The 25323-nt window shown below is 69.6% G+C and carries 26 protein-coding genes; 8 read left to right on the top strand and 18 right to left on the bottom strand.

The features are described 5' to 3' along the window. The first annotated feature begins 413 nt into the window (after positions 1 to 413). Positions 414 to 2123, top strand: a complete 1710-nt coding sequence (locus AC068Z_RS08585; protein WP_478553606.1) for a hypothetical protein — start codon at positions 414 to 416, stop codon at positions 2121 to 2123. A gap of 256 nt (positions 2124 to 2379) precedes the next feature. On the opposite strand, the gene AC068Z_RS08580 is transcribed toward AC068Z_RS08585, so the two are convergent. From AC068Z_RS08580 to AC068Z_RS08570, 3 genes are all read right to left on the bottom strand, one after another. After that, positions 2380 to 2775, bottom strand: coding sequence for a DUF2267 domain-containing protein (locus tag AC068Z_RS08580; RefSeq protein ID WP_478553605.1), 396 nt, complete (start codon positions 2773 to 2775; stop codon positions 2380 to 2382). 106 nt (positions 2776 to 2881) lie between these two features. Continuing rightward, a complete protein-coding gene (locus tag AC068Z_RS08575) occupies positions 2882 to 3286 on the bottom strand; it encodes a DUF2267 domain-containing protein (RefSeq protein WP_478553780.1) in 405 nt (134 codons plus the stop codon). 94 nt (positions 3287 to 3380) lie between these two features. Then, positions 3381 to 3812 carry an Hsp20/alpha crystallin family protein gene (locus AC068Z_RS08570; protein WP_478553603.1) on the bottom strand — a complete coding sequence of 144 codons (432 nt, stop codon included), beginning with the start codon at positions 3810 to 3812 and terminating at the stop codon, positions 3381 to 3383. Positions 3813 to 3940: 128 nt separating this feature from the next. Here AC068Z_RS08570 and AC068Z_RS08565 point away from each other — a divergent pair, with 128 nt between their 5' ends. Together AC068Z_RS08565 and AC068Z_RS08560 are read left to right on the top strand one after the other, a co-directional pair. Next, positions 3941 to 4600 carry a type III effector protein gene (locus AC068Z_RS08565; protein ID WP_478553601.1) on the top strand — a complete coding sequence of 220 codons (660 nt, stop codon included), beginning with the start codon at positions 3941 to 3943 and terminating at the stop codon, positions 4598 to 4600. A gap of 512 nt (positions 4601 to 5112) precedes the next feature. After that, complete coding sequence (locus AC068Z_RS08560; protein ID WP_478553600.1) at positions 5113 to 5961, top strand: alpha/beta hydrolase; 849 nt, start codon at positions 5113 to 5115, stop codon at positions 5959 to 5961. A gap of 193 nt (positions 5962 to 6154) precedes the next feature. Here the strand turns inward: AC068Z_RS08560 and AC068Z_RS08555 are convergent, their stop codons facing one another. From AC068Z_RS08555 to AC068Z_RS08545, 3 genes are all read right to left on the bottom strand, one after another. Then, entirely contained in the window at positions 6155 to 6988 is an 834-nt protein-coding gene (locus AC068Z_RS08555; RefSeq protein ID WP_478553598.1) for a PIG-L family deacetylase, read from the bottom strand. A 452-nt stretch (positions 6989 to 7440) separates the two neighbouring features. Then, positions 7441 to 7941 (bottom strand): DUF6415 family natural product biosynthesis protein, encoded by a 501-nt coding sequence (locus tag AC068Z_RS08550; RefSeq protein ID WP_478553596.1) that lies wholly within the window; start codon positions 7939 to 7941, stop codon positions 7441 to 7443. Next, a complete protein-coding gene (locus AC068Z_RS08545; RefSeq protein WP_478553594.1) occupies positions 7938 to 8435 on the bottom strand; it encodes a hypothetical protein in 498 nt (165 codons plus the stop codon). The genes AC068Z_RS08550 and AC068Z_RS08545 overlap by 4 nt, the downstream gene beginning before the upstream one ends. A gap of 141 nt (positions 8436 to 8576) precedes the next feature. On the opposite strand from AC068Z_RS08545, the gene AC068Z_RS08540 reads away from it, so the two are divergent. Together AC068Z_RS08540 and AC068Z_RS08535 are read left to right on the top strand one after the other, a co-directional pair. Beyond that, complete coding sequence (locus AC068Z_RS08540; protein ID WP_478553592.1) at positions 8577 to 9692, top strand: helix-turn-helix domain-containing protein; 1116 nt, start codon at positions 8577 to 8579, stop codon at positions 9690 to 9692. Positions 9693 to 9705: 13 nt separating this feature from the next. Further along, on the top strand, positions 9706 to 10284 hold the full coding sequence (locus tag AC068Z_RS08535; RefSeq protein WP_478553591.1) for an HD domain-containing protein: 579 nt from the start codon (positions 9706 to 9708) through the stop codon (positions 10282 to 10284). A gap of 115 nt (positions 10285 to 10399) precedes the next feature. Here the strand turns inward: AC068Z_RS08535 and AC068Z_RS08530 are convergent, their stop codons facing one another. The 12 genes from AC068Z_RS08530 to AC068Z_RS08475 form a co-directional block, all read right to left on the bottom strand. Next, positions 10400 to 11047 (bottom strand): hypothetical protein, encoded by a 648-nt coding sequence (locus AC068Z_RS08530; RefSeq protein WP_478553589.1) that lies wholly within the window; start codon positions 11045 to 11047, stop codon positions 10400 to 10402. Between the two features lie 141 nt (positions 11048 to 11188). Continuing rightward, positions 11189 to 11989 carry an anti-sigma factor gene (locus AC068Z_RS08525; protein ID WP_478553588.1) on the bottom strand — a complete coding sequence of 267 codons (801 nt, stop codon included), beginning with the start codon at positions 11987 to 11989 and terminating at the stop codon, positions 11189 to 11191. Then, positions 11973 to 12536: a sigma-70 family RNA polymerase sigma factor gene (locus AC068Z_RS08520; RefSeq protein ID WP_478553586.1), complete on the bottom strand. Its 564-nt coding sequence runs from the start codon at positions 12534 to 12536 to the stop codon at positions 11973 to 11975. The genes AC068Z_RS08525 and AC068Z_RS08520 overlap by 17 nt, the downstream gene beginning before the upstream one ends. A gap of 47 nt (positions 12537 to 12583) precedes the next feature. Beyond that, entirely contained in the window at positions 12584 to 13303 is a 720-nt protein-coding gene (locus tag AC068Z_RS08515; RefSeq protein WP_478553584.1) for a class F sortase, read from the bottom strand. 72 nt (positions 13304 to 13375) lie between these two features. Further along, a complete protein-coding gene (locus AC068Z_RS08510; RefSeq protein WP_478553582.1) occupies positions 13376 to 14212 on the bottom strand; it encodes a DUF4397 domain-containing protein in 837 nt (278 codons plus the stop codon). 442 nt (positions 14213 to 14654) lie between these two features. Continuing rightward, positions 14655 to 15347: a GAF and ANTAR domain-containing protein gene (locus tag AC068Z_RS08505; protein ID WP_478553778.1), complete on the bottom strand. Its 693-nt coding sequence runs from the start codon at positions 15345 to 15347 to the stop codon at positions 14655 to 14657. 147 nt (positions 15348 to 15494) lie between these two features. Beyond that, a complete protein-coding gene (locus tag AC068Z_RS08500; protein WP_478553581.1) occupies positions 15495 to 16358 on the bottom strand; it encodes a MurR/RpiR family transcriptional regulator in 864 nt (287 codons plus the stop codon). Positions 16359 to 16426: 68 nt separating this feature from the next. Then, positions 16427 to 17722 carry a cyanophycinase gene (locus AC068Z_RS08495; RefSeq protein WP_478553579.1) on the bottom strand — a complete coding sequence of 432 codons (1296 nt, stop codon included), beginning with the start codon at positions 17720 to 17722 and terminating at the stop codon, positions 16427 to 16429. Between the two features lie 83 nt (positions 17723 to 17805). After that, a complete protein-coding gene (locus tag AC068Z_RS08490) occupies positions 17806 to 19068 on the bottom strand; it encodes a M20 family metallopeptidase (protein WP_478553577.1) in 1263 nt (420 codons plus the stop codon). Further along, positions 19065 to 19817 (bottom strand): amino acid ABC transporter ATP-binding protein, encoded by a 753-nt coding sequence (locus AC068Z_RS08485; protein WP_478553777.1) that lies wholly within the window; start codon positions 19815 to 19817, stop codon positions 19065 to 19067. Before AC068Z_RS08485 ends, AC068Z_RS08490 begins: the two co-directional genes overlap by 4 nt. 56 nt (positions 19818 to 19873) lie before the next feature. After that, positions 19874 to 20839, bottom strand: a complete 966-nt coding sequence (locus tag AC068Z_RS08480) for an amino acid ABC transporter permease (protein ID WP_478553576.1) — start codon at positions 20837 to 20839, stop codon at positions 19874 to 19876. Between the two features lie 2 nt (positions 20840 to 20841). Then, complete coding sequence (locus AC068Z_RS08475; RefSeq protein WP_478553574.1) at positions 20842 to 21789, bottom strand: ABC transporter substrate-binding protein; 948 nt, start codon at positions 21787 to 21789, stop codon at positions 20842 to 20844. Positions 21790 to 22076: 287 nt separating this feature from the next. Here AC068Z_RS08475 and AC068Z_RS08470 point away from each other — a divergent pair, with 287 nt between their 5' ends. The 3 genes from AC068Z_RS08470 to AC068Z_RS08460 all read left to right on the top strand — a co-directional run bounded on the left by AC068Z_RS08470 (position 22077) and on the right by AC068Z_RS08460 (position 25279). Next, complete coding sequence (locus AC068Z_RS08470) at positions 22077 to 23135, top strand: hypothetical protein (RefSeq protein ID WP_478553572.1); 1059 nt, start codon at positions 22077 to 22079, stop codon at positions 23133 to 23135. A 221-nt stretch (positions 23136 to 23356) separates the two neighbouring features. Next, a complete protein-coding gene (locus tag AC068Z_RS08465) occupies positions 23357 to 24019 on the top strand; it encodes a TetR/AcrR family transcriptional regulator (RefSeq protein WP_478553570.1) in 663 nt (220 codons plus the stop codon). Positions 24020 to 24103: 84 nt separating this feature from the next. Continuing rightward, positions 24104 to 25279: an alkane 1-monooxygenase gene (locus AC068Z_RS08460; RefSeq protein WP_478553568.1), complete on the top strand. Its 1176-nt coding sequence runs from the start codon at positions 24104 to 24106 to the stop codon at positions 25277 to 25279. Positions 25280 to 25323: the final 44 nt, after the last annotated feature.

Here is a 25323-nt window from a genome sequence, read left to right as displayed (position 1 = left end):
GAGTTCGAGACCTGCCACCAGGCCCAGGGCGACGTGCGTGACGGTTGCGTGACGGCGGAGGCGCAGCACGCCCATGCCGCTGCGCGTCCGCGCCGTAGACCCCGCCGCCCGCCCCCACCTCACTCGCGCCCTGCGACCGGCACGAGGGTGGCGGCCAGGGCCAGAACCGGCCGTAAGTTCCCGGCGATTCGTACGCCGTGCCCTGCTGCGGGGCGAATGTGTCCGAACGAATGCGGTGGGTGACTCCTGTTGGCCATCCTGGTCTCCTGCTGCAGCGGGTGGGCGCAGATCCCGGAGCGGACGGCGGGGCGGTGTGCCCGCGCTCCGTCGGGGCCGAAGAAGTCTCGCTGCAGGGAAGGAACGTGCAGTTCAGGGGGAAGTGGAGCCCTGGACGGGGGTCGGGGGGAAAGAACTTGGCGAGGCAGAACAGCAGCGGCCAGCCAGAACGAGGGCAGCCTCAGGGACGCCCGCGAAATGCGCTTCCAGAGGGGGCGAAACCGCCGGAGCGGGAGGACTTCGTCAACCTGCTGCAGGCGGTCTTCTTCGATCGGATGAGACATCAGGGCCTCACCGATGACCAGATGGTGCGGGAGCTGGGATACAGCGAAACGCAATTCGGCAGGATTGCCAACGGCCACAAGCTCCCCGACTACGCGGAGCTGTTCGCGCTGCTGGACTTGGTCGAAGCGAGCCTCGGGCAGCCGCTGACCGACACCGTCCGCGAACACCTGTGGGAGCGCTACCTGCGGGCCGTTGAAGTCACCCGGCCTGAACTCGCTGCCCTCTACCGGATGAGGAAGGAGGCGGAGGACATCCGGCGCCGCCAGCGTTCCATGGCGGCCGAACAGGCATCCCGGCCGACCGAGTCTGCGGTTGACGACGACCTCGACCGGGAGCATCCCGCTGTCCAGCTCCGCGACGAAGCCGCCCGACTGCACCGGCAGGTCGCGAGCTCTGGAGTCCCGCTGCCTCCGCAGCCCATCGTCACGCCGCCGCCCGGTGCTCAGCGCCCGCCGGCTGTCGACGCCATGCTGGACAACACCGCTTGGCTGCTGGACCAGGTGGATCAGGCGCTGATCCGCCACATGGAGAGCGCCGAGCCCGTCGACGACGCTCCGGATGAGGAAACATCATTCGCCGCCCCATCCCGGACCACACCTCCTCCCCCCGCGCCTCGGTCCGCGGATCTTTGGCCCACCACCGCGTTACCGTCAGCGGACACCGTCAGGCGCGTCGGCCATGCAGCCGCCTACGCCCTTTCCATCGCCGTACTGGTGGTGTGCACCGTCCTGGTGGCCGCATTCGTTCGTGACCACCTGCCCGATGACAAGTCGGCCGCACCCTCGCAAGGCGCCGACCAGAGCGGCGGTAGCAGCGCCAACCCCGACGGCGGCTCGTCCCGCATCCCCGGCGGCGCGGGAGGGACCGGCGGTGCGGGAGGGACCGGTGACACCGAAGGCGACGCCACCAAAGGCGCCACGGGCGAGAGCGAATCCGCGAGCCGCGGCGGGGGCGAGAGCAGCACGTCGTCCACGCTGCCCGCCCCTACGCTCCTGCAGCCGGCGGACGGAGCGGTATTCACTCACTCGCCGCGGACCACGACCGTCGAATGGGCCGGTGTGAAAGGCGCATCCGACTACCGTGTCGAGGTCGAGTGCCAGCACTGCGTGACCGTTGGAGCCTGGTCCCCACAGGCCAACACCACAACGAGCGACACCAGCCACAACTTCGCCTGGCCCGGCGACAACGAAGGCCGGTGGCGAGTCACCGCCATCACGGCGGACGGCGCCAGCGGAAGCACTAGCCCTTGGCGATACTTCCGCTACGACACCAGCATGCAGGCCCCCGTGCAGGTCAGCCCCGCCGACGGCACGGTGTTCGACACCTTCCCACGGACCACCACGCTGACCTGGGAGTCCCTCAGCGGGGCGAGCCGGTACACCGTCGAGGTCGAGTTCTACGACACCGAGTGGCGTCCTTGGATCCGCGACGAGACAGCAAGTACCAACTACCAGTTCGACTTCATGGGCGCCCAAGCGGGCCGCTGGCGGGTAACCGGCATCGCCGAGGACGGAAGCTCAGGCCCCAGCAGCGGTTGGTGGCAATTCACCTACACCGTCTGAGCCATGAGGAATGTGCCCGCCCAGCGGCCGGACCACACGGAGCCTGCGGCCGCCCAGCCTCGGCCCTCATGGGTATGGGTAGTTCCCCGTAGGCCTTCATGGTCTGCAGGTCTGTGTCCTCCCAGACGACCGCGGCTGACGCCGGTGGCTGCCGGGGACTTCGCCGACTCCCGGGCCCGACTGCTGTGCGGGGCTCGTTGCTACGGTGTACGCGTCACGGTCAGCGGCATGCCCTTGCGGGGAAGGGCCCGGCTGGCTAGGCGGCCTGGGTGAGTTCGGCGCGGCCGAACAGCAGGGCGTGGCCGGAGGGGAGCTGGTGCAGGATGCGGGTGAGGAGATCGGTGCCGGCCAGGGCGGCGACGGCGCTCAGGACGGATCCGGTGTCCCAGCGGGTGGTGGCCGGGGTGGCTCCGCTGCGGGTGGCCAGGTCCTTGACGAAGGCCCATCCGGTCAGCGGCTGGGTGGCGGGGATCTGTGCGGTGAGGATTGTTGCGGCTTCGACGGGGAGGCGGGCGGCGAGTTCGACGCGTTCGTCGCCGGTCAGCTGGCGTCCGAGTCCTGCGAGGACGAGGCGGACGGCTTCCTCGGCTCTCTCCCGAGTGGGGTAGGCGCCTTCGTATCGCACCTTCTCCAGCAGCTGCTCGTACGTCATGACGGGCGTGTGCTGCCGAGGTGGACGCCGGTCGGACATCACTGCGGTGTGTGCCTTTCTGTCATTCGTTGCCGTGCCGGTGTGCGGGCAGGGGCTGTGCGGTTGGTCAGGTGGGCTGGGGGCGGCCGAAGAGGAGGTCGTAGCCCGCGGGGAGCTGGAGCAGGATCTGTCCCAGCAGGTCGTCGTCGGCGGCGTCGGCAGTGTCGGCGACGGTGCTGAGGACGGCGCTGACGTCCCAGGCCGCGGTCTGCTCGGTGGCTCCCTCGATCCAGGCTGCCGTCGCCCGCACGAACCGCTCCGGAGAAAGTGGCTCTTTGCTTTGCAGCGGGTTGAGGAGGATCAGGGCGAAGGCTTCCGGCAGGCGCGCCGCCAGCTGGGCACGTACCTCGCCGACCAGGTGTGCGCCGAGCAGGGCAAGCACCACGCGGGCCGCGCGTTCCGCTTCTTGCAGGCTGTCGTACTGACCGCGTTCCTTGACCTGATCGAGGAACGCTTCCCATCTCACGGTCACGTCGGCCGCCACCCTTCGTCGGTCCACGGAGCGCGCGGAGGACGGGTTGAGGGGGAGATCGGTCACCCGTCCTCCGCCGCGGTTCGGACGTGGTTCAGCCGGAGATCTCCTTGTGGCCGGATCCGACGCCGATGGAGATCTTGCGGGGCTTGGCGCGCTCGGCGATCGGGATCCGCAGGGTGAGCACACCGGCGTCGTAGTCGGCCTTGATGCGCTCGGTGTCGAGCGTGTCGGCGAGCACGATCTGGCGGGAGAAGACACCCAGGGGCCGCTCGGACAGTTCCATCTGCACGTCATCGGCCTTCGCCACGGGGCGGCGCTCGGCCTTGACGGTCAGCATGTTCCGTTCGACGTCGATGTCGATCGCCTCCGCGGTCACGCCGGGGAGGTCGAATGCCACCACGTACTCGTCGCCTTCACGGTAGGCGTCCATCGCCATCGTGGACGGCCGCGACCAGGTACCCGGGCCCACCAGCTGCTGCGCCAGCCGGTCGAGCTCACGGAAGGGGTCGGTGCGCATCAACATCGTGAAAACACCTCCAGCAGTCTTGGGCAGTTGCTGCCAATGCGCTTCGCTGAAACCGTTGTAACATGTCATCCAATGGATGACAAGCACGGTGTCGTCGACAGGATGACGGCCCGAGGGAGGTGCCCGTGACAGCAGCTGACCAGCCGGTCTCTTCCAGTTCCGACGCCCGCAGCCCGGCTTCGTTCCTCGCCGCGGCGGCGGCCCTTCAGGCGATAGATGACGCACTGCGGGTCGCCCAGCGTCAAGATCCCGCCGCCCCCGAGGCACTCGAGCCCGGTCCCGAGCAGGCCCTGGCCTCACTTCTGCTGCTGCGGCAGGTCCGCGAGCAGCTCGCCGGGTGGGAGAACGGCCTGATCGAAACCGCCCGGGACGCGGGAGCCAGCTGGGCCGACCTCGCCGCCCCTCTCGGCGTCGCCAGCCGGCAGGCCGCCGAACGCCGCTACCTGCGCGGCCGCCCCGGCCCCGCGGGAACCACCGGCGAACAGCGCGTCCAGGCCGTCCGCGAACGCCGCGCCGCCGACCGCAACGCCGCCGCCTTCGCCCGCCGCAACGCCGCCGACCTGCGCCGTCTCGCCGGCCAGATCAGCGCCCTCACCGACCTGCCCGCCGCCGCCCGCAGGCCGCTCAGCCAGCTCAACGCGGCCCTCGCCCACGACGACCCGGCCGCCCTCCTCCGCCCCCTGCACGCCACCCACCCCCACCTGGCAGCCGCCCACCCCGGCCTCGCCGCCCAAGTCGAAGCACTGACGAACTCGGCCACCGACACAGACACTGCCCCCGACTGACCGGCCCGCAGCTCCGTGTGCGGGCAGCGTCGGCACGACTCTCGACGACCCGACGCGGTCGCTACGGCGGGCTGTGCCGGCGGCGGCGAATCGCCCCCTCCCCGGATCCACCGTCCGCTCCATGGCCGTTCACTACTGCCCTCACCCCACGCAGAGGCCCCGCCAGGTCATACCTGACGGGGCCTCGCAATTACGCGAGCGCTGTGCTTCCCATGGCTCGGCACCTGGGCTGGAATGCAGGATCCTGGAACTGGACGAAGGGTCTATGGCTCTTCGGGAGGTAAGCGGACCTGACAACGACAACGCCGGGTACACCCGATGCTCCGGAAAATCGAGCGCATCGCAATCCGGCTCAGGAACCAGCAGAGAACTGCGTTGCAGGCAAAGAACTCACCGCCTCCCACAGAACAACGTAGCGAGCCCTTCCAACCTCGCACTGCAGATGCGAGGTGGAGAGTCCGGATGAAAACCCCTTGCGGCCACGGGTGGGGCGCGCCCTACGGTTGCTCCGCGTGACCATCGAAATGCCCTACCAGCCGCTTCCGATCGACCAGGCCGACGTGCGCTACATCCACGGACCTGATTCCGCTCTACAGCCGGGCGTGCTCGCTGGCGAGACGATCGAGCTCGAGTGGAGCGACAGCAAGGTCTACCCGGGAACCATCCGGAAGTTCTGGGTCCACGTGCCCGCGCAGTACGACCCGGCGCAACCGGCGTCCCTGATGGTGTTCCAGGACGGATGGTGGTACCTGGACCCTGCAGGGGAGGTACGCGGCGCGATCGTCCTGGACAACCTCATTCACCGCGGCGACATCCCCGTCACCATCGGCGTGTTCGTCGATCCTGGCGTCTTCCCCTATGCGGAGAACCCGAAGAACCGCAACAACGAGTACGACGCTTTCGACGACCAGTACGTGACCTTCCTCCTCACCGAGATCATCCCGCAGGTTGAGGAGCGATACAGCATCGCCCAGTCGCCCGGAAGGTGGGGCATCTGCGGCGGGAGCAGCGGCGGCAATTGCGCCTTTACCGCCGCGTGGCTGCGTCCGGACAAGTTCCGCCGCGTCATCGGATACCTGTCCAGCTTCGCGCAGATGCCGGACGGCAACCCTTACCCAGGCCTCATCTCTCGCGTCCCTCGCAAGCCGCTGCGCATCTTCATGCAAGGCGGCCACCGCGACCTGCGCTGGAATGAACCAAGGGGGAACTGGCTCGCCGAAAACCTTCGCGTGGCAGCCGCTCTCGCTGAAGCGGGCTACGACTTCCGCCTCGTCCTGGGAGACGGCGGGCACAGCCCCAACCACGGCGGCGTCCTGCTGCCGGACGCTCTCCGCTGGCTGTGGCGGCCCAACGAGGATTGATCGATACACGCACGGCCCAACCTGGCGACGGGCCGCTATGAGGCGGGCTGCGCCTGGTCACGCGAAGTCGTGAATCTCCTGGTAGACGAGTTCCCAAGCGAGATCACTCGCTAGACCGGGAGCGTCGTCGTGCTTGCCTACCCGTCCGCGATCGACCTGTCCAGCTCGCACTTGCGCTTCCTGATCAGGTGGATCAGCGAAGTCCGGCGAACAGATCGTTCTCGGGCACGGCCGCGCCGGTGGTGTCCTGGACACGTACGAAGGTCTCCATGCCCATCAACTCACTGAACCTCTCCTTGCCCATCTTGAGGAAGAAGATGTTCTCGCCCTGGCTGGCGTGCGCGGCCAGCGAATCGAACTTCTGGCCGCTGAACGCGGTGGTGTCCACCCACGTGGTGATCTCATCGTCGGGGAGGCCGATCTCGGCCAGCGCGGCGGCCTCGGCAGGATCCGGCTCCGGCATGTCCTCGCCGAACTCGCGCATGATCTCCCCGAACCGCTGCATCGCCGAACGGGGCATCGTGGTCCAGTACACCTTCGGTGTCAGCTCGGTCATCTCCAGCGCCGCCATCGTGATGCGGTGGGCCTGGATGTGATCGGGGTGGCCATAGAAGCCGTTCTCGTCGTAGGTGACGACCACGTCAGGCCGGTAGTGCCGCATGAGTTCCGCAAGTCGGGCAGCGCCTTCCGCCACGGGGGTCTGCCAGAAGGACCCGGGGGCGTCGTTGCTCGGCCAGCCCATCATCCCGGAGTCGGCATAGTCCAGCATCTCCAGATCGCTGATCTTCAGGACGTCCCGGCTCGCCTCGAGTTCTTGACGGCGCATCAGGGCGACCGCCGCCGGATCGTGCCCGGGATCGCCCGGCTTGACACCACCCGGTCCGTCACCGCAACGGCCGTCGGTACATGTCACGAGAACCGTGCGGATACCTTCCGCCGCGTACCGCGCGAGGACCCCTCCGGTTCCGGTGGCCTCGTCGTCTGGGTGGGCGTGTACTGCCATAAGCGTCAAGGGCCGGTCAGTCATGAAACAGTCCTCCTGCAAAAAATTAGCTATTGGTCCGCCTGCGTGACGGGCATACCGCTTTGGGGCCCGGAGCCTGGTGGGGCGAACGACCATCTGGTCTCCATGATCCCCGCCCATTCGGCGCCGTTCCCTCGGTCGATGCAACCGGCTGGCCTGCCCGGCTGTTCCCAACGCGCCGGCTTGGCCCGCCAGGCTGATGGGCCGGCGACTTCGGCTAAGGCTGGCTGCACGTCGTCACCGAGATCAAAAACCACCGCATCAACGACTTCCTCATGCTGAGCTGCGACGGGATGAAGTTGTGTACGGATCGTGCCGTTCTGAGGACGGGCAGGTCACGTGTTGCGGTGGGCAATTCCTTGACCGAGCCAGGGGGGTGGAGACCCTCCCGCCGGGACCATGCTTCCCCTACAGGGACGGGCGCCCCTTCAAGCAGGGGCAGCCAGCGAGCTGACTCACTGGAGGCGGATGGTGTTGCCACAGCGGCCGTGAATCTGGCCGGAGACGGCGGCTCCCCCGGAGGGGCTGGCCCGGTCGTACGGGCGTGTCGCCTCGCCCTGCCTGATGGGCTGGTCACAGGCCACACACATGCGCACGCCGGTCAGCGTCTCGAAGTGGTCGCACAATGCCACCAGGGACCGGCCGAGTCTGCGCACGTGCGCGATGGCGTCATACGGCGTCAGCCCGGGACGGGCAACCAATTTGCCGCGAGCCTCACGGACACAGGCAAGAGCAACATACCGAGGCACGTCATCATGGGGCAGCCCGGCGGCGGCCAGCTGGACCTCCGGAATGAGAAGCTCCATGTGCCCGCGCAGCATCCCGGTCAGCGTCTCCAGCACCTGCCGGTCGCCGGAGGTCACATCAGGCGGCAGAACCAGGGCGACGCTCGCCCGCATCGTGGCGACGCCAGCCGGCAACTCGCCCGTACACCACTGAGTCCCGATGCCGGTCATGAGGGGGCCTCGCAGTCCTCGTCGAGAACCCCGCCCACCATGACCAGGGTCAGCACGTCCGACACGCGACAGAGCTTGCCCGGCCGACTCATCGGCACAGCCCAGTACGAGCAGAGCGTGCGCTGATCCAGCGCCGTCAGGTCAGGGCGGGGCACACCGAGATAGGTTCCCTCCCCCAGGCACTGGGCTGCAGGCGCCCGCCAGTTCTCCGCAGTGCCCGGCGGGACCAGGGCGTAGTAGCGGCGGCCCCTGGGGTCGTGGATGACAGGCCCGCCCTGCAGGTGTTCAGCAAGCCGATCGGCCACGACACACCAATTGCCGCTGAAGAATGCCAGCTGGGCCACGGCTGCTGGAATGCGAACCGCCTCGAAGAATGATCCGAGAGGCAGCAGCGCCACACCGTGCTGCTGCCACTCCATGCGGATCCGGTCATGGCTCGACGCTGAGGACATGGCCGACAGCCAGCGGGCGGCATCCGGCATCTCGATGCTCACAGGCATACGGGCATCCACGGCAGCACCTTCCCTATACGCTCAGTTGTGAAGCGACTACCAGGACAGTAGAAAGAGGCAACTGCCTCCTGAAGTGACTGGCAGTACAGGTAGCGCGGCGCTGCGCGGGAATGGGTGGTTAGGATGCCGTCGAGTTCGGCAGGATCCCTGACTGAGGGTCGGGGTTCGCCGTCACGGCCTCGCATCGGGGTTGTGTCCGGCTACGTGTTCCGGGTCATTCGTGAGCAACTCGGCCACACGCAGGAGTCCATCGCCGAGGTGCTCAAGGTCTCTTCAGACACCATCGCGGGATGGGAGTCGGGGCGGCGGCCGATGACGGCTGTCCCCGTCGGCCAAATGCTCGTGCACCGTCATCGGCTGATGCAACTCGGCACGGCCCCCGCGCTGTTGCAGGCGCTGGAGCGGGCCATGCAGGCAGACGTTCTTCTGGCCAGCGCCTTGGACAAGGAGGCGCCGACGCAGGACAGTCCGCTGGGGGCCTGGGTCATGCAGCGTGACCTGGTGGAGGTCCTGACCTGGCCCCTCAACAGCGTGCCGCCCCAGCCCGTTCGCGACCTGCCGGCCATCCCGCGGCCGCGGCGCGGCCCCGTCCCATCGGCTCCCGAGCTGCGCACTGATGACAGGCGCCGCTTCTTCCAGCAAATGCGGAACACCGCCGAACGGGCCCGCGGCGAGAAGCAGTTCCTGTTACGCCGGCAGGCGCTGTACCTCTCAGGCTACGACGACCAGCAGGACACGGCCCAGTGGCTGGCTCACCAGCAGGCCACCGAGCGGCCCAGCAGCTGGCTGATCGACTGGCTCAACGCACGCTCCGTGGCAGCTGTCGCCGCACGCCAGGGCGACCGCGACCGGATGAGCCACTTCATCGACACTGCCCTGGTTGACGACGACGCGGGCGAGGCCGCCAATCTGAACTACTGGGCGTACTGGGTCGGCGAGCACCCTCACCTCGAACTCTCAGACGACTTCATCGCCTCCCACACCCCCAGGCCATGGCCGGGAGACAAGCTGCTCTCCCATTTAGCCCAGGGTCTCGCACCCCAGCACGGCTACGTGGACCTCAACATCCACTCCCTCTGGTCCCTGCTCGCCATCCGCCCCAACCTGCTCCACTCCGGCGCAGCGCACCGCGCCCTGCACGACCGGCTGCCGGTGATGTTGGATAGCCACGAGCTGTCCGCTCGCGCCCTCCGTGAGCTGGACGGCATCAGGTACGCGATCCGCCTTGCCCAGGCGTGAGAGGAGACCGACCGTGGCCGATGAACTGGCCCAGGTGGCACGGTTCTTGTACGAAGTGGGAACGCTCAAGCAGTCCAAGCGCACCGGATGGTGGATGGCTGGCGTGCGCGATCCCGAGAGCGTGGCCGAGCACTCCTGGCGAACCTCGCTCATCGCCTCGGTCATCGCCAAGCTCGAGGGCGCCGACCCCGCACGCGCCGCGTTCCTCGCCGTCTGGCACGACTCGCAGGAAACACGCACCGGCGACCTCAACCACCTCGCGAAGAAGTACGCCAGCGAACCCGACCCTCAGGCCGTCACCGCCGACCAGACGGCCGGCATGCCGGACCTCCTCGCCTCAACCATCCGCGACCTGGTCTCGGAATACGAGGCCCGGGAAACCGCCGAGGCCATCTGCGCACGCGACGCGGACAAACTGGAATGCATGCTCCAAGGCATCGAATACCGCGCCCAGGGATACGAATTGGCGCAACGGTGGATCGACAACAGCCGCAGCCGACTCACCACAAAAACAGCCAACGAACTCGCCGACCAACTGCTGGCGACGGATCCCCTCGACTGGCTGCGCAACACCCTCGGCGAGATCCATTGACCTCGGGCCCAACAACGCCCCCTGCACGGCCGGCGCACGCGATGCGGGGGGCATGGTCATGCAGGTCTTCACGAGGTCCGTGCGCGTGTGGACCGTCAACGCAATCGACTGCGTCTCAAAGGCGCCTGGCTGGAGATGGGCCGTAGTAGTGGTGCCTCGGCAGCTGGCGGTCTGGGTGAACGTTCCAGACTGCGGGTACGCGAGATTCATCAGGGCATTCGCTTCGATCGGGTCGAGTTCTGGGCGGAGGCGTCTGCGGCACCCGGCTGTCCTGGCCCCGCTGCAGGCCTTCGGCTCTCCCGACCAGTTGGCCCAGGACGGCATCGAGCACACCGGGCAGGACATGCTGCAGGCAGCACCGCGGATGCGCGGTGGCCGCATCCTGGCCGATCAGATCACCACCGCTCGCGAAGGTCGCTATGCCCTGAGTCGCGATCAGGACCGGGCCCCATCCTGGCCGGGTCGGCGATGCCACACTGGGCACCGCGTCCGGTTCGCCAGGCGGTGTCAGGAGCTCCAGGGGCGGTCGCTCTCGTGCTGGCGGCTCCTCCTCGGTCTGTGCGAGCGCCTGATGGCGCTCCCGGTGTCGTCGGGGCTTCATGGCCACGATCTCGACGCTGGTGGCGCGAACCTCCCCCAGCTCGGTGGTCTGCACTTCGACAGTGGAGTCGTCGTAGGCGACGGCGGCGACCCGCGGCGTGCCGTGCTGTGGAGGCGTCCCCGGTGCTGGCGCGCGGCCCTGAAACAGCACCCTGGCGAACATCACCGCAGGGCACCCCGTCGGAGCAACTGCGCACGATGGGGGCATGGTGCTGCCCGGCCGCCCGAACCCTGCGGAGCAGAGTGTGTTCTCGCCACGGAGTCGCTACCGGTTTGAGCGCCTGCCAGGCTGACCGGATCTTGCTCAGCCTGCGTAAGGTCCCCGCACCAGGCTGTCGCCCGAGTGGTCGGGTTTGCCGTTGTAGGGCTGGAGGGAGACGTCGACCTCGGAGTATTCGGTCAGGTCGACGTTGTCGGGTACGGGCAGTGTCGCGTGGCCGTCGGGGCCGAGGACGCCCATGGAGATGAGCTTGGTGTGGGTGCTGTCCATCAGCCAGACCTCGAAGTAGCCGGCCGTCTGGGGCAGTCCTTTCACCGTGATCTCCAGTTGGCGGTGTCCGTCGCTGTCGCTGAGGCTGGCGTAGCCGGCCGAGTTGGCCTGAAGCGACGTAAGTCGGTTGCCGTCCTCGGCGGACGGGGCGGTGCTCGTGCTGTTGTGCGTGATCCACCAGGTGATGCCGGAGCCGGCCGCAGCGCCGAGCAGGGCGGTGCACGCGGCGAGGCCCACGGTGAAGCGTGCGAGCCGGCGCCGCTTGCCCAGCGGGCTTCCACCTGTCGGCGGCCTGGCGTCGCCGCCGGGCGCAGGGGCTTCCGCACCGACGTCCCGCGAGCGCCGATCGGACGCTGCCGCATCCGCCGCGTCGGTCGCCTCACGATCCGTCACGGACAGGTGCAGTTCATCCGCGACAGCGTCCCACACCTCGGGGGGCGCTGGGAGCAGGTCGCTGTCCGTGGGTGAGGGAGCCGTCATGGCAGCGGCTACGCGGCGCAGTGTCTGCAGTTCCTGACGGCACCGGCTGCAGGTGAGCAGGTGGTCGGAGACCGAGGGGGACGGTTCCTCTCCCAGCGCGACCAGCGTGAGCGTCGCGTCATCCGTGTGTTCCACCGTCCACCTCCAACCGGTTCTTCATGCGCATCAGTCCGCGCCGTGTGTGGCTCTTGACCGTGCCCAGCGGCAGCCCGGTGCGTTCGGCGATCTGGGCCTGCGTGAGGTCCTCGTAGAACGCCATTTTCAGCACGGTCTGCTGCTGTTCGGGCAGCCTGTCCAGCTCGTCCGTGAGCAGTACGAAGTCCAGCACTCCGTCTGAGGGTGCCGACTGATGTTGTGCCTGCCCCGCCGTCGAGGCGGCGCTGACCGCATCGACGTCCCGAAGGTGCCGTGAACGCCGGGTGAGGGCGTCGGCGACCTTCTTGTACGCAATGCCCATGATCCACGTCTTGAGAGAGCCGCGCTGTGCGTCGTATCCCGTGCGTCCGCGCCAGGCGCCGACGAACACCTGTTGCGTGACGTCCTTGGCCTCCTCAGCATCTCCCAGTTTCCTTGCCGCCAGGGTGAAGACCAAGGCGCCCCATCGCCGGTACGCCTCGGTCAGGCATGACTCGTCGCCTGTGAGGAAGCCATGCCCCAGTTGCTCGTCGGAGGCGGAGGCCACGGTCGCCACACTAGCCGCCAGGACCTCGGATCCGCCCCAGGTGGATGTCACCGCGGCCTCGCAACCGCTGTGACGACAAGGTTGTTCTGATATCCGCCCTGGTCGGACACGTACGGTCCGGCGCAAGTGATGAGTGTCAGGACCGCGGGGCCGTCGCGGCGGAAGGCACCGGAGGACTGCAGGGCGTCCTTGGCGACCGTCCGGCGGGCGGTGATCTGGTACGTCATGCGTGCGCCGTCCGCTCGCCGCACGAGAACCTGGTCTCCGCGGCGCACCTCGTTCAGCGCGACCAGGACGCCCAGGCCCTGGCCGTCGGAGTCCACATGCCCCACCACGACCGTCGACCCCTGCGGTGCCCCCGGCGCGGGAGAGAACCGGTACCAGCCGACCCGCTGGGGATCCTCGGGGATCTCGACCTGTCCGTCGGAGGCGACCCCGACGGGATCGACCGGCGCACTGATGCCCAGCCTGGGCAGGGACAGCCGGGACGGCCGGGTGGCAGCGGCATCGCTGCCTGACGTGGCGCTGCCCGACGTATCACTGTCTGATGCGTCCCTGCCTGTTCCGCCCGTGGCCGTCCGCTCGGTCGGTGGGGCCTCGGTCCGCGCCGGCGTCGTAGCAGCCGCGGCGGGCACACGGCCGAAGTCGCTGCCGGCCGCATCGCTGTCCGGCCAGGAAGCCACGGCGAGCCCGGCCGCGACAGCACACCCGATCAGCGCCAGACACAGTCCGACGACCAAGCCGCGCCGCGACAGCGGTCTACCCATTCCAAACCCCTCACCGGTTCTCGGCAGCCCGGGTGCCGCATCCGACGGCACCCGGACTCTTGCGTCGTCGCGTCAGCGCGCGGAGGACCGCAACTTGAGCAGAAGCCCGCCCGCCATGAGTGCGCAGAAGGCGCCCAGTGAGAGCGCGCCCAGCGGCACGCTGCCGTTGTGGGCGGCTGCCTGCCCGCTCTCACCAGCGGGAACACCGCCCGGTGCGGAGTGCAGATCGGTCAGCGTCTGCGTCGCCAGCGCCAGGTTCTTGTCCTCGGCGCTGCCCCACGCGTAGACGATGGTGTTCGTGCCCTCGGCCAGGTTCAGATCGGCCGGGCCGATCGCGACGGTGTCGGTTCCGGCCAGGACCACGTCGGCGGAGACCGTGCCGGCCGCCACCTCACCCTTGGCTTCCTTGGGGTTCTCCAGATCCTTGAAGACGGGAGTCTTGTCGGCGCGCACGTCGACCGCGGGAGCGGCGGCCACGTGGCGCACGGTGAGACGGGCCTTGCCCGCAGGCACCTGGGACGTGTCATTGACGAAGGCGTCCAGGGCGGGATCGCCCTCGGCCGTCAGGTGAGCGACCAGGGTGGCGTTGGCGCCGGCGGGCACGTCCACGGTCTTCTCGATGGCGGGCGTTCCGTCCGGGCCCTCACCGTCCTTGAAGATCTTGATGTCGTAGGAGCCGGCGTCGAGCTTCATCGGGTCGGTCAGGGTGCCGGGCTTGAAGTCGGCGATGAGTTCGTCGCTTCCCGCGTAGACGTCGACCGTCAGGCCCGGCACCGCATGCAGCACCGACACGGTGGCCTGATCATCTTCCGCGGCCTGCGGCTGCGCGAGAGCCGGAGCGCCGGCGGTGACAGACAGGACAACAGCGACTGCGGCGGTCACAGCCGCACCCGCGACACGAGTGGTCATGGCGGATACCCCTTCCGTTGTTCGAGCGCATCTCGAACCTCGTGGAAAGGCATTCCGTCGGCGACGCGAGGGCGGTTTCAGAAACGGCCGACAATTTTTGATCGGCCTGTGCGGCCAAGGACAGCGGCGTCACCGGCGCCACCTGCGTCACCGGCCCGCGGCACCTGACCCCGGCGGGGTCGGCTGGATGCTCAGGCCACGGACACGGCACCACCGTTGCCCCGTAGGCAGCTCGCGCATCCAGGGATCGAGGTGGTCGCGTTGCCGGGCCTCGGGGCCGGTGCAGCCGCAGCCGGCCGGGCAGTGAGTGTTGCCGTATGAACCACAGCCCGTGCGGCGAGCGACGGCAGCGCGCTCGCCCCACAGGTGGCACCAGCGGGCCGCAGCGCGAGGCAGCCGGTCCCTGCGGCAGCGCGGCCAGGGGAAAATGAAGCGCCGAGCATCAGGCCCGGTCTGTGCCTTCCTTCCGGACCCGCTCGGCGACATCGCGCAGCTTGATGTTGTGGTGCTGGGAGATGCGGCGCAGCACGTTGAAGGCGTCTTCTTCGCTCAGCTGGTGTCGTTCCCTGAGGATGCCCATGGCCTCGCCGATGGCGTGCCGGGTCTCCATGCCGTGCTCGAGCTGGTCGATGGTGCGGGCGCTGGACAAGGCGACGGCAGCGTGCGAGGCCAGCAGCCAGCCCGCTGTTTCGATGTCCTTGCTGAAGGCTCCGGGCTGGTCGGCGTACAGGTTGAGGGCTCCGAAGTCCTCGTCGTCGGTGTACAGCAGTACGCCGGTCATGCTGCCAATGCCCAGCTTGCGGGCCTCGGCCGCGAAATGCTCCCACGTGGGCTGGGGCTGGCGAAGGTCCGCGATCCGGTACACGCGCTCGCCGTCCTTGCGGCTGGCCAGGTCGAAGCAGGGGCCCTCGCCCAGCTCGCCCTGCAGACGGTCGGACTCCCGGACCATGTCCCCGCAGGCGGCCAGGGTCACGGCCCGGCCCTTGCGGACCGAGAGAATCCCGGCGGCAGTGCAGCCGTCGACCAGCGTCACCGCTGACGTCACGATCTGGTCCAGCGTTGCCTGTACCGAGTCCTGGGCCAGCAGATCCCGTGCGAGCAGAGCCATCTGCTCGGCGAAGTTCCGCCACTCCACCGCCACCACCACCTTGATCGCCGGTGCGGACACACTACGTCAGCCTCTCCGCTTCGCGGCGAGGCACTGTACCGAAGAGCACCGAGAAGAGCAGAACCGAGACTTTCGTGCCCGGGCCGTCCGCTCCGACCGTCCGCCGACAGCCGGTCACACCAGCCCGATACGGCGGGCCACGTCCTCGGTGTGCTGCATGTGCTGGTGTGCCTCGTCGCCGAGGGAGGTGATGAGACCGGCGACGACGGTCTCGATGACCGCGACCGTCGGCACCAGGCTGTCGTAGGGAGATGGGGTGGTGACCTGGCTGGGCAGGACGACCTCGGCGTGCCCACTGGTGGGTGACAGCCAGGTGTCGGTGAAGACGACGACCTTGCCGCCGCGTTCCTGGACGAGCTGGGCGAGGGCCATCTTGTCGCTCTCGTAGCGGCGGTAGTCGAAGACGACGAGCACGTCTTTGCGCCCGAGGCGGGCGAGGGCCGCGGCGCGTTCCACGTCGCGTTCGGACAGGACGTGGACGTCTTCGCGCAGCTGCATCAGGTGCAGGCCGAGGTACTGCGCGAGCAGGTGGGTGAACCGGCCTCCGACCAGGGTGATCCGGCGTTTTCGGTCGGAGAGCAGGGCCACGGCCCGCTCCAGGTCGTGCGGCGGGGTCTCGGCCAGGGTCTGGGCGACGGCGGTGCTGAACAGCTTGGCGCTGCGGGCCATGAGGCCCGCGGCGGAGTCGTCGCCCGAGGTGTCCTCGGTTCCCTCGTACAGGGTCAGGGGCGAGGCGTTGCGCTGGTCGAGCTCGGCGCGCAACGCGGCCTGGAACTCGGGGAATCCGCTGAAGCCGAGGCGGGCGACGAAGCGCAGCACGGTCGGGGCGCTGACAGCGGCTCGTTCGGCGATGGTGGCGACGGTCTCGAAACCCGCGGCGGGGTAGGCGGCCAGCAGCACCCTCGCGACCTTCCGCTCGGCGGGGCTGAGGGTACCCAGCTTGAGACGGATGTCGTCGGCGAGTGTGCCGGTGGCCATGAGCGGTCCTTTCGGATCTTGCGGTGCGCCGGTGCCGAGCCTAACGCCCGTGCGGGCGGGCGGACCGGTCAGCGCGGTGCGATGTCGATGCGCATGCCGATGAGGGTCCGCGCCGTGGTGCCGTCGCTGGTCCAGGCCGTGAGGCCGGGCCGCTTGGCGAAGGTGACGGTGAACTGGGGCGCGCTCTCGTAGGTGGTGGCTGTGGCGGTGTGCTGGTTCCTGGTCGCCGCGAGTGCCCGGGCCGTGCTCAGGAAGGAGTACGGGACACCCGTGGGGTTGTCGACCGAGTAGAAGACGTCGTCGTTGGCGGGCACGGGGGACGTCGTACGGGGGATCAGCGGGCGCTTGTCCGGGGCCGGGCGTACGGCCCAGCGGCGGGCGTCGTAGCGGTCGCCGTCGGTGAGGTGGGTGTAGCGGGCGCGGGTGAGGCTCCAGCCGTCCCGTGCGGTGCGGGTGCGGGCGTTTCGCAGGTCGAGGATGCCCACGCCGTTGTCGCCGAGGACGGTCATGGTCTCGTCGCGCGTCCCGGCGTGGTCGACGACCAGGGCGCTGTTCTCCTGCAGGGCGTAGACGCGGTCGTGTCCGGTGTCGGCGGCCAGGCGCAGTGCGCGGCCCTCCCGCCCGTAGGCGCCGGTGTGGGTGTCGACGAGTCCGGAGCGCAGGAAGCCGAAGCCGCCGTCGGGGAGGTAGCCGAGGCGGGTGGCGTCGTCGAAGTAGCCGGGGGCGCTGCCGTCTCGCAGTCCCTGGTAGGACTCGCCGCCGGTGACCATGTCGGGGCCGGCGGCGATCTGCGCGCCCGCGGAGGTACCGGCGACGACCGCGCCGCCGGCGAGCTTGGCGCGGATGGCTGCGAGCACCTTGGAGTCGGTGTGCCGGTCGCCGTTGAGGAGGGTGGTGACGTAGCGGTACTGGTCGCCGCCGCCGAAGAAGAACCCGGTCATGGAGTTGATCTGGTCGACGACGGCGTCGGAGTCGGCGTTGGCGATGTGGTCCAGGTCGACGGGGATCCACTGTGCGTCGGCCGCGCCGTGCTTCTCGAACAGGCCGGCGTAATAGGCGCCGTTGCAGGCCGAGTTGCTGCACCGCTGTGGGTCGTCGGCGTTCGGGTCCTGGCTTTCGGGGACCGAGGCGGCGGTGAGGACGCCGATGCGGGCGCTGCTTCCTCCGGCGCGCTCGATGATCTCCCCGTACACCGTGGTGTTGTCGGCCGCGAGGGCGCCGCCGATCAGGACGAGGGAGCCTGCTTCGGGGGCCCTGTCGGCGCCGGCGGTCGCCTGGGCCGCGGGCGCGGCGGTGAGGGTGAGCACGAGGGCGGTGGCCCCGGCGAGGATGTGGCGTCGGCCGGGCAGGGAACGGTGGCGCATGAGTGCCTCCTTGTACGGTGATCAAAAGGTCGGTGGAGAACCGGGACCCCGGCCGGGTCGCCGCGCGGCCGGGGTCCCGGCGGTCAGGCGTCCCTGTCGCGGCTGCCGCCACTGTCGCTGTCGGCGCCGCGGTCGCCGAGCGACACGATCAGCGCGGCCAGCAGGGCGATGCGCTCGGGAACGCTGGCGGTGTCCAGCCACTCCTGCGGGCTGTGGTCGGCGCCGCCGACCGGGCCGAGGCCGTCCAGGACGGGCACGCCCGCGCCGGCGATCAGGTTGGCGTCGCCGACGCCTCCGGTGGCCGTGGCGCCGAGGGGAAAGCCGAGGGCGGCCGCCGCCTCCCGCGCGGCGGCGAGCATGCGGTGCGAGGCCGCGGTCGCCTCCATCGGAGGGCAGTCGTCGAGTTGTTCGACGGTGACGGTGGTGCCGGGGACGGCCGGGCATGCGGCGGCATCGTCGATCGCCTGCCGGACCCTGCTCAGGCCCGCGGCGCTCACCGCGCGTACCTCCAGGCGGAGTTCCGCCTCGGGGCAGACGATGTTGGGGCGGTGGCCCGCCCTGACGACACCGACGTTGACGGTGACGTCGTCCCAGCGCCCGTTGAGAGCCTGCAGCGCGACGACGAGGTGTGCCGCAGCAAGTGCCGCGTTGGCGCCCCGTTCGGGCTCGATGCCGGCGTGGGCGGCGCGGCCGGTGACGGTGAGCCGGAAGTCGGCGACGCCCTTGCGGGCGAGCACCAGGTCTCCGTTCTCCCGCGCGCACTCCAGGCCGAGGGCGTAGTGCATGCCGCGGGCGACGTCCTCGGTGATCCGCCGGCTGGCCGGAGCGCCGATCTCCTCGTCGGGGGTGGCGAGGAACACCAACTCCGCGTACTCCGCCACGCCTTGATCCTGGAGGAGTTCCAACGCGGTCAGACCGGCGAGCAGGCCGCCCTTGTCATCGCTGACGCCGGGCCCGTGTGCGTGGGTGCCGTCGAGGGTGAAGGGCCGCTCGGCGGCGGTGCCGTCCTCGAACACGGTGTCCATGTGGGCGGCCAGCAGGATCCTGCGCCCGCCGTCGGCCTCGGTGAGACGGCCCGCCTTGCGCGCGACCAGTACGTCGCCCGTGCGGAGGGTGTCGGCGCCGGGGCCGTCGGCCGCGGACGGCCTGATCCGCTCGACGGCGAACCCCAGCGTCACCAGGCGCGTCCGCACCCAGTCGGCGACGGCGTTGACACCGTCGGCGCTGTAGGACCCGGAGTCGATGGCCACGAGTTCGGCGAGGTCGTGCAGGTAACGCGGGAGACGACCGCGGGCCGGACCGAGCAGGTCGGCGGGGTGGGGCCGCTGCCGCGAGGGGGCGCTCACAGCACCTTCGACAGGAAGGCGCGGGTGCGCTCCTGCTCCGGGTCGACGAGGACCCGGCGCGGGTCGCCGGCTTCCACGATCACGCCTTCGTCCATGAAGACGGCCGTGTCACCGACCTCACGGGCGAAGCCGATCTCGTGGGTGACGACGACCATCGTCATCCCTTCGTCGGCCAGTTGCCGCATCACGTCCAGGACGTCGCCGACGAGTTCCGGGTCGAGGGCCGAGGTCGGCTCGTCGAACAGCATCAGCTTGGGCTTCATGGCGAGGGCCCGGGCGATGGCGACGCGCTGCTGCTGCCCGCCGGAGAGCTGCGCGGGGTAGTGTCCGGCACGGTCGGCGAGACCGACGCGCTCCAGCAGGTGGCCCGCTTCCTCGCGGGCCTGCGCCCGCGGCACCCCGGCGACCCGCACGGGGGCCTCGATGACGTTCTCCACGGCGGTCATGTGCGGGAAGAGGTTGAAGCGCTGGAACACCATGCCGATGTCCCGGCGGCGCTCGGCGACCTCGCGCTCCCTCAGTTCGTGCAGCCTGCCGCCGTGCTGGCGGTAGCCGACGAGTTCGCCGTCCACGGTGAGCCGGCCGCCGTCGACCTTCTCGAGGTGGTTGATGCAGCGCAGGAAGGTGGACTTGCCCGAGCCGGACGGCCCCAGGAGGCAGCACACGCTGCCGCGCCGCACGGTGAGGTCGATCCCCTGGAGGACCTCCAGCTTGCCGTAGTGCTTGCGCACGCCTTCCGCGTGCACCATCGGCACGCTCTCGTCGTACGCGGTCGGCACGCTCTCGTCGTGCACGATCGGGGCGCTCACCGGCCCGCCTCCTTGTTCTTCATACGGGTGGGCCGGGCGGCCGTGCCGAGCAGACGCCGCAGGGGCGACACGTGCTGGGCGCGGGCGGTGCCGCGGCCGTAGCGTCGCTCCAGCCAGGACTGCGGGATGCCGAGCAGGGTGACCAGGGCGAGGTACCACAGGCTCGCCACCACCAGCATGGGGATGACCTGGTAGTTCTGGGCGTACACGTCCTGGATGTTGGACATCAGGTCGTGCGCGGAGATGACCGAGACCAGGGCGGTCATCTTCAGCATGTTGATGGTCTCGTTGCCCATCGGGGGGATGATGACGCGCATCGCCTGGGGCAGCACGACGCGGCGCATGGTCAGGGCCGGTCGCATGCCGAGCGAGTGCGCGGCCTCGGTCTGTCCGGGGTCGACGGACTGGATGCCCGCGCGCACGATCTCGGAGGCGTACGCGGCCTCGTTGAGCCCGAGGGCGAGCAGGGCCGCGACGGCCGGGGTGAGCAGCGAGTTGGTCTCGGCCTGGAAGAAGGTGATGTCGGTGAACGGGACGCCGATCTTGACGTACTTGTACAGGGCGGCCGCGTAGCCCCAGAAGATGATCTGCACGAGCAGCGGGGTGCCGCGGAAGATCCACACGAAGAACGTGGCGAGGCCGTACAGGACGGGGCTCGGGGACAGCCGCATCACCGCGATCAGCGTGCCCAGGGCGAGTCCCAGGACCATGGCGGCGGCGGTCAGCCACAGGGTGGTGAACAGACCGTCGAAGATCAGGTCGGCGAAGAGGTAGTCGCCGACGATGTCCCAGCGCAGGTTCTTGTTCTTGGCCAGTGAGCCGACGAGGCCGATGAGTGCGGCCACGGCGGCGACCGCGGCCACCCAGCGGCCGTAGTTGCGCACCGGTACGACGACGAGGGTCTCCGCCGCCCGCCCGGGGGCGGGGGCGGCGGTGTCCCGGGATGTCTTCAGCTCGACCATGTTCAGTCGACCGCCGCGTTCTTGGTGGCTTCCTGCACCGCGATGGAGGCGACGCCGTACTTCTCGAAGATCTTGGTCACGGTGCCGTCGTCGATCAGGGCCTGCAGAGCCTGCTGGATCGCGTCGGTCAGCTCGGGCAGCTTCTTGGTGACGGCGATGCCGTTGGGCGAAGCTTTGTAGCCGCCCGGTGCGGCCGGGTCCTCGACGAGGTCGAACGTCTTGCCGTCGTCGGCCGTCTTGGCGGTCCAGCCGGCGGCCGGCTTGGTCAGCAGCTGGGCGACGACCTTGCCGGAGCGCAGGGCGAGCTGGGCGTCGGAGTCCTTGGGGAAGGTCTGGATGTCGATCTGGCCGCCGCCGGCCTTCTTGCACTGCGCCTGGTGCTCCTTGAGCAGGTCGAGCTGGTTGGTGGCGGCCTGCACGGCGACCTTCTTGCCGCACAGGTCGTCGAGGGTGGCGATCTTCTCGGGGTTGCCCTCGGCGACGAGGATGCCCGAGCCGGACTGCGAGTAGTCGACGAAGTCGACGACCTGCTGCCGCTCCTTGTTGTCGGTGATGGCCGACATCGCCGCGTGGAACTTGCCGGCCTGGATGGCCGGGACGATCCCGTCGAACTTCTGCGGGGTGAAGGCGAACTGCACGCCGAGTTTGGCGCCCAGGGCCTGGCCGAGGTCGTAGTCGAGGCCGGTCAGCTCGCTCTCGCCCTCCTTGACGTACATCTCGAAGGGCGGGTACGGAACGTCCGTGGCGACCTTCACGGTGCCCGCGTCCTTGATCTCCGCGGGCAGCGCGTCGTGCAGCGCGGAGTCCTTCTCGACCTTCACGCCGGCGACGGTGACGCTGCCGCTCGCGGCCGGTGCGGTGTCGTCGTCGCCGGAGCAGGCGGTGAGCGCGGTCAGGGCGGTGGTCACGGCGATGGCGGCCGCCAGGCGGCGGACCGTGCGAGCGTTCATGGCGGATCGGGCCTCTCGGAATCCTTCGTCGGCGGAGGTGCCGTCGACTGCACTGCGGAAGTTACAGAATGCTTCAATCGTTGGCTAGATGTATCGCGTATTACGTTGCCGTAACGCGCCGTGCGCACACCCCGTCTCCCGCGCATGTCATGCCTTTACCTGCATCTTCGTCGGATCTTCCGTCGCCCGCCCAGGAAGTCGGGCGGTACATCTTCCCCTCGATGCAGCCGAGTTGTACCGTCCGCTAGCACATTGCTCCCCTCTCATCTCCCCCGCCTGGAGGACCCATGCCCGCACGCCCGCCACGCCGCTCGGCCACCGCCGCCGCCGTCGCGCTCCTCTGCCTCGCCGGCACGCTCGCCTCCGCCGCCCCGGCCCAGGCGGCGGCCGACCGGATCCGGCTCGGCAGCGCGTCCGACGTCCACCGCGCCGGCTGGAACGGCCCGGCGTTCACCATGAACGGCGACGGCTCGGTCGTCGCCGCCTCCATGACCCGCGCCATCGACACGATCCGCGGCGGCACCGGCTCCCTCGACGTCGTCGTCCTCGCCGGATCCGCACCGTCCTCGGGCAGCAGGACACCGGAGTGCGACGACGTCATGAAGCTCGCAGGGGTCAACTCCTGTACCACCTGGACGCTCACCCGCGCCGCCGACGGCAACAACACCCGCGCCAACACCGACATCCGCAACGCCGAGTTCGTGTACTTCGCGGGCGGCGACCAGTGCCGGTACGCGCGCTGGAAGGGCACCGCACTGGAGGGCTCGGTGGAGTCCGTGGTGGCCAAGGGCGGCGGGGCGGGCGGCGGCAGCGCGGGCCACCACGTCAGCAGCCCCGTCGTGTACGACGCCTGCGGCGGCAGCGCCACCAGCGCCGACGCCCTTACGGACCCGTACGACCGCACTCTCACCTTCACCACCGGCATGTTCGAGTGGCCGCACTACGCGGGCGTCGTCAACGACTCCCACTTCCGCGAACGCGACCGCATGGGCCGCACCATGGCGTTCGTGGCCCGTGCCATCAAGGACGGCCTCGCTCCGGGCGGCCGGGCCTGGGGAGTCGGCGTCGACGAAGGAGGCTCGCTCTTCCTCGACAAGAACGGCCTCGCCACCCAGTACGGGACGAACGCCTATGTCGTCCACGGTGACCACCAGCCCGAGCGGGCCGTCGCCGGACGGCCGCTGACCTACACCGACTACAAGATCTGGCGACTGTCCCCCGGGGCGACCTTCGACTTCGCCGACCGTCCCGTGTGCGGCTACTACCGCCGCAGCGTCAGCGACGGAGTCGCCGACGCCGACCTGTACAACGGCACACCGGAGAGCTGCACGACGGGTGGTTCCTGACGGTGGCGACCCGTACCGCCGCCGGCAGGGCGGCGAACGGCGGTACGGGTCGCGTCACCAGCACGGCGGGACACGGGGGAGGCCCGCCGGCGGCCAGCGTGGCACGCCCTCCGGACGGCGCCCAGAGCGACTCGGTGTCAATGTTCTGACGTTTCGTCAGAGACAACACCACACCGCATCATCGGCATCCTGCCCACGCGACCGACGCGAGGAGACACACGGTGGAAGACAGACCCTTCGCCACAGCCGCGGACCGCGGCGCCGTACTGCCGCCCCGGGAGGCGTGGCGACGGCAGATGCGGGACGACGTACTGGACGCGGCGCGCGCGATGGCGGCGGAGAAGGGCTGGGACGCCGTCAGCCTGTCCCAGGTGGCGGCCCGCGCCGAGGTGTCACGGCCCAGCGTCTACAAGGAGTTCGGAAGCCGCGGCGGCCTGAGCCAGGCGCTGGCGCACCGGGAGGCCGAGCGCTTCCTCGCCGGCGTGGACGACGCGCTCGGACAGCCCGCACCGACCGCTGCGGACGCACTCGCCGCCGCGATCCTGTACGCGCTGCGGGAGGCCCGGGAGAACGTACTCGTCGCCTCGGTGATCAAGGCGGCCCGCCACGGCACGGACTCCCTGCTGCCCTACCTGACCGCCCGCTCTGAACCGGTGGTCACCCAAGCACGCCTCCTGGTCCGCTCGTGGTGCCAGACGCACTACCCTCAGTTCGACTCTGTTCGGACGGATCAGGCCGCCGACGTCATCGTGCGCCTCACGCTGTCGCACATCGTGCTGCCGCCGTCCGACCAGTCGCTGCCCGAGGCGGCCGAGCTCATCACCGCGGCGGCCACGGGTGTCCTGACGCGGCCGACACGGCCTGATGGTCCGTCAGAACATTGACAAGACGTCCCCGATTGTCAGCGTCCGGGGCCGGTGTCACGCTCTGCCGGGTCACAGCCGAACGGCCGCAAGGAGCGCAGCCCGATGACAGCACCCTCGACGACGCCCCCCGCCTCCCCCGCCGGCACACCCTGGCGTGACCGCAAGCGCTACGCGTGGCTGCTCGGTCTGGCGGTGCCCACCCTGCCGTTCCAGGCGGCGATGCTGGTCGCGGCCAGTGGCTGGCAGGTGCTGTGGTGGTGGGGGCCGTTCTTCGCCTTCGTCATCGTGCCGCTGCTCGACCTGCTGATCGGGCCGGACCAGGACAACCCACCGGACGAGGCGATCGTGATGCTGGAGGAGGACCGGTACTACCGCTGGTGCACCTACCTCTACCTGCCGCTGCAGTACGCCGGTCTGCTCTACGCATGCCTGCTGTGGTCGGGCGGCATGCGCGTGCCCGACGCGCTGGGCCTGGCCGCCACGGTGGGCGTCGTCGCCGGTGTCGCCATCAACACCGCCCACGAACTCGGGCACAAGCGGGAGACGGTGGAACGCCGGCTCGCCCGCCTCGCGCTCGCTCAGTCCGGCTACGGCCACTTCTACGTGGAGCACAATCACGGCCACCACATCCGTGTCGCGACACCCGAGGACCCGGCAAGCTCGCGGCTCGGTGAGAGCCTGTGGGCGTTCCTGCCCCGCACCGTCGCGGGCAGCGTACGGTCGGCCTGGCGCCTGGAGACCCGCCGTCTGAGCCGCCGCGGGCACCGCACCTGGTCACACCGCAACGACGTACTGACCGCGTGGGGACTGACCGTGCTGCTGTTCGCGACCCTCGCCGCCGTGTTCGGTCCCATCGTCCTGCCCTACCTGCTCGTCCAGGCGGCGGGCGGCGTCCTGCTGCTGGAGACGGTCAACTACCTCGAACACTACGGCCTGCTGCGCGAGCGGCGCCCGGACGGCCGCTACGAGCGGGTGGCACCCCGCCACAGCTGGAACAGCAACAACACCACCAGCAACCTCTTCCTGTACCAGCTCCAGCGCCACTCCGACCACCACGCCAATCCGCTGCGCCGCTACCAGACGCTGCGCCACTTCGACGAAGCACCCCAACTCCCCTCCGGCTACGCCTCCATGATCGTCCTGGCCTGGGCGGCCCCGTTGTGGCGCCGGGTGATGGACCCCAAGGTGCTGGCGCACTACGACGGCGACGCGCGGCGCGCGAATGTGCACCGCCGCCGGGCGAGCGCGGGAATCCGGCGGAACGGGCTGCCTGGGTGACCCATCGTGGCGGCGGGGCCCGGTAGGGCGGTTATGACGTCCGG

This window comes from Streptomyces sp. NPDC043726, from assembly GCF_056436565.1.
Note: the sequence above shows the minus strand (reverse complement) of the source record. Positions and strands in the feature narration are given on the sequence as shown.

Excerpts from the sequence above, each read along its gene's own strand:
- AC068Z_RS08580 (WP_478553605.1), bottom strand. The coding sequence starts at position 2,775 with ATGACGTACGAGCAGCTGCTGGAGAAGGTGCGATACGAAGGCGCCTAC.
- AC068Z_RS08570 (WP_478553603.1), bottom strand. The coding sequence starts at position 3,812 with ATGTTGATGCGCACCGACCCCTTCCGTGAGCTCGACCGGCTGGCGCAG.
- AC068Z_RS08555 (WP_478553598.1), bottom strand. The coding sequence starts at position 6,988 with ATGACTGACCGGCCCTTGACGCTTATGGCAGTACACGCCCACCCAGAC.
- AC068Z_RS08550 (WP_478553596.1), bottom strand. The coding sequence starts at position 7,941 with ATGACCGGCATCGGGACTCAGTGGTGTACGGGCGAGTTGCCGGCTGGC.
- AC068Z_RS08540 (WP_478553592.1), top strand. The coding sequence starts at position 8,577 with ATGCCGTCGAGTTCGGCAGGATCCCTGACTGAGGGTCGGGGTTCGCCG.
- AC068Z_RS08530 (WP_478553589.1), bottom strand. The coding sequence starts at position 11,047 with ATGTTCGCCAGGGTGCTGTTTCAGGGCCGCGCGCCAGCACCGGGGACG.
- AC068Z_RS08515 (WP_478553584.1), bottom strand. The coding sequence starts at position 13,303 with ATGGGTAGACCGCTGTCGCGGCGCGGCTTGGTCGTCGGACTGTGTCTG.
- AC068Z_RS08510 (WP_478553582.1), bottom strand. The coding sequence starts at position 14,212 with ATGACCACTCGTGTCGCGGGTGCGGCTGTGACCGCCGCAGTCGCTGTT.
- AC068Z_RS08500 (WP_478553581.1), bottom strand. The coding sequence starts at position 16,358 with ATGGCCACCGGCACACTCGCCGACGACATCCGTCTCAAGCTGGGTACC.
- AC068Z_RS08495 (WP_478553579.1), bottom strand. The coding sequence starts at position 17,722 with ATGCGCCACCGTTCCCTGCCCGGCCGACGCCACATCCTCGCCGGGGCC.
- AC068Z_RS08485 (WP_478553777.1), bottom strand. The coding sequence starts at position 19,817 with ATGGTGCACGCGGAAGGCGTGCGCAAGCACTACGGCAAGCTGGAGGTC.
- AC068Z_RS08480 (WP_478553576.1), bottom strand. The coding sequence starts at position 20,839 with ATGGTCGAGCTGAAGACATCCCGGGACACCGCCGCCCCCGCCCCCGGG.
- AC068Z_RS08475 (WP_478553574.1), bottom strand. The coding sequence starts at position 21,789 with ATGAACGCTCGCACGGTCCGCCGCCTGGCGGCCGCCATCGCCGTGACC.
- AC068Z_RS08470 (WP_478553572.1), top strand. The coding sequence starts at position 22,077 with ATGCCCGCACGCCCGCCACGCCGCTCGGCCACCGCCGCCGCCGTCGCG.
- AC068Z_RS08460 (WP_478553568.1), top strand. The coding sequence starts at position 24,104 with ATGACAGCACCCTCGACGACGCCCCCCGCCTCCCCCGCCGGCACACCC.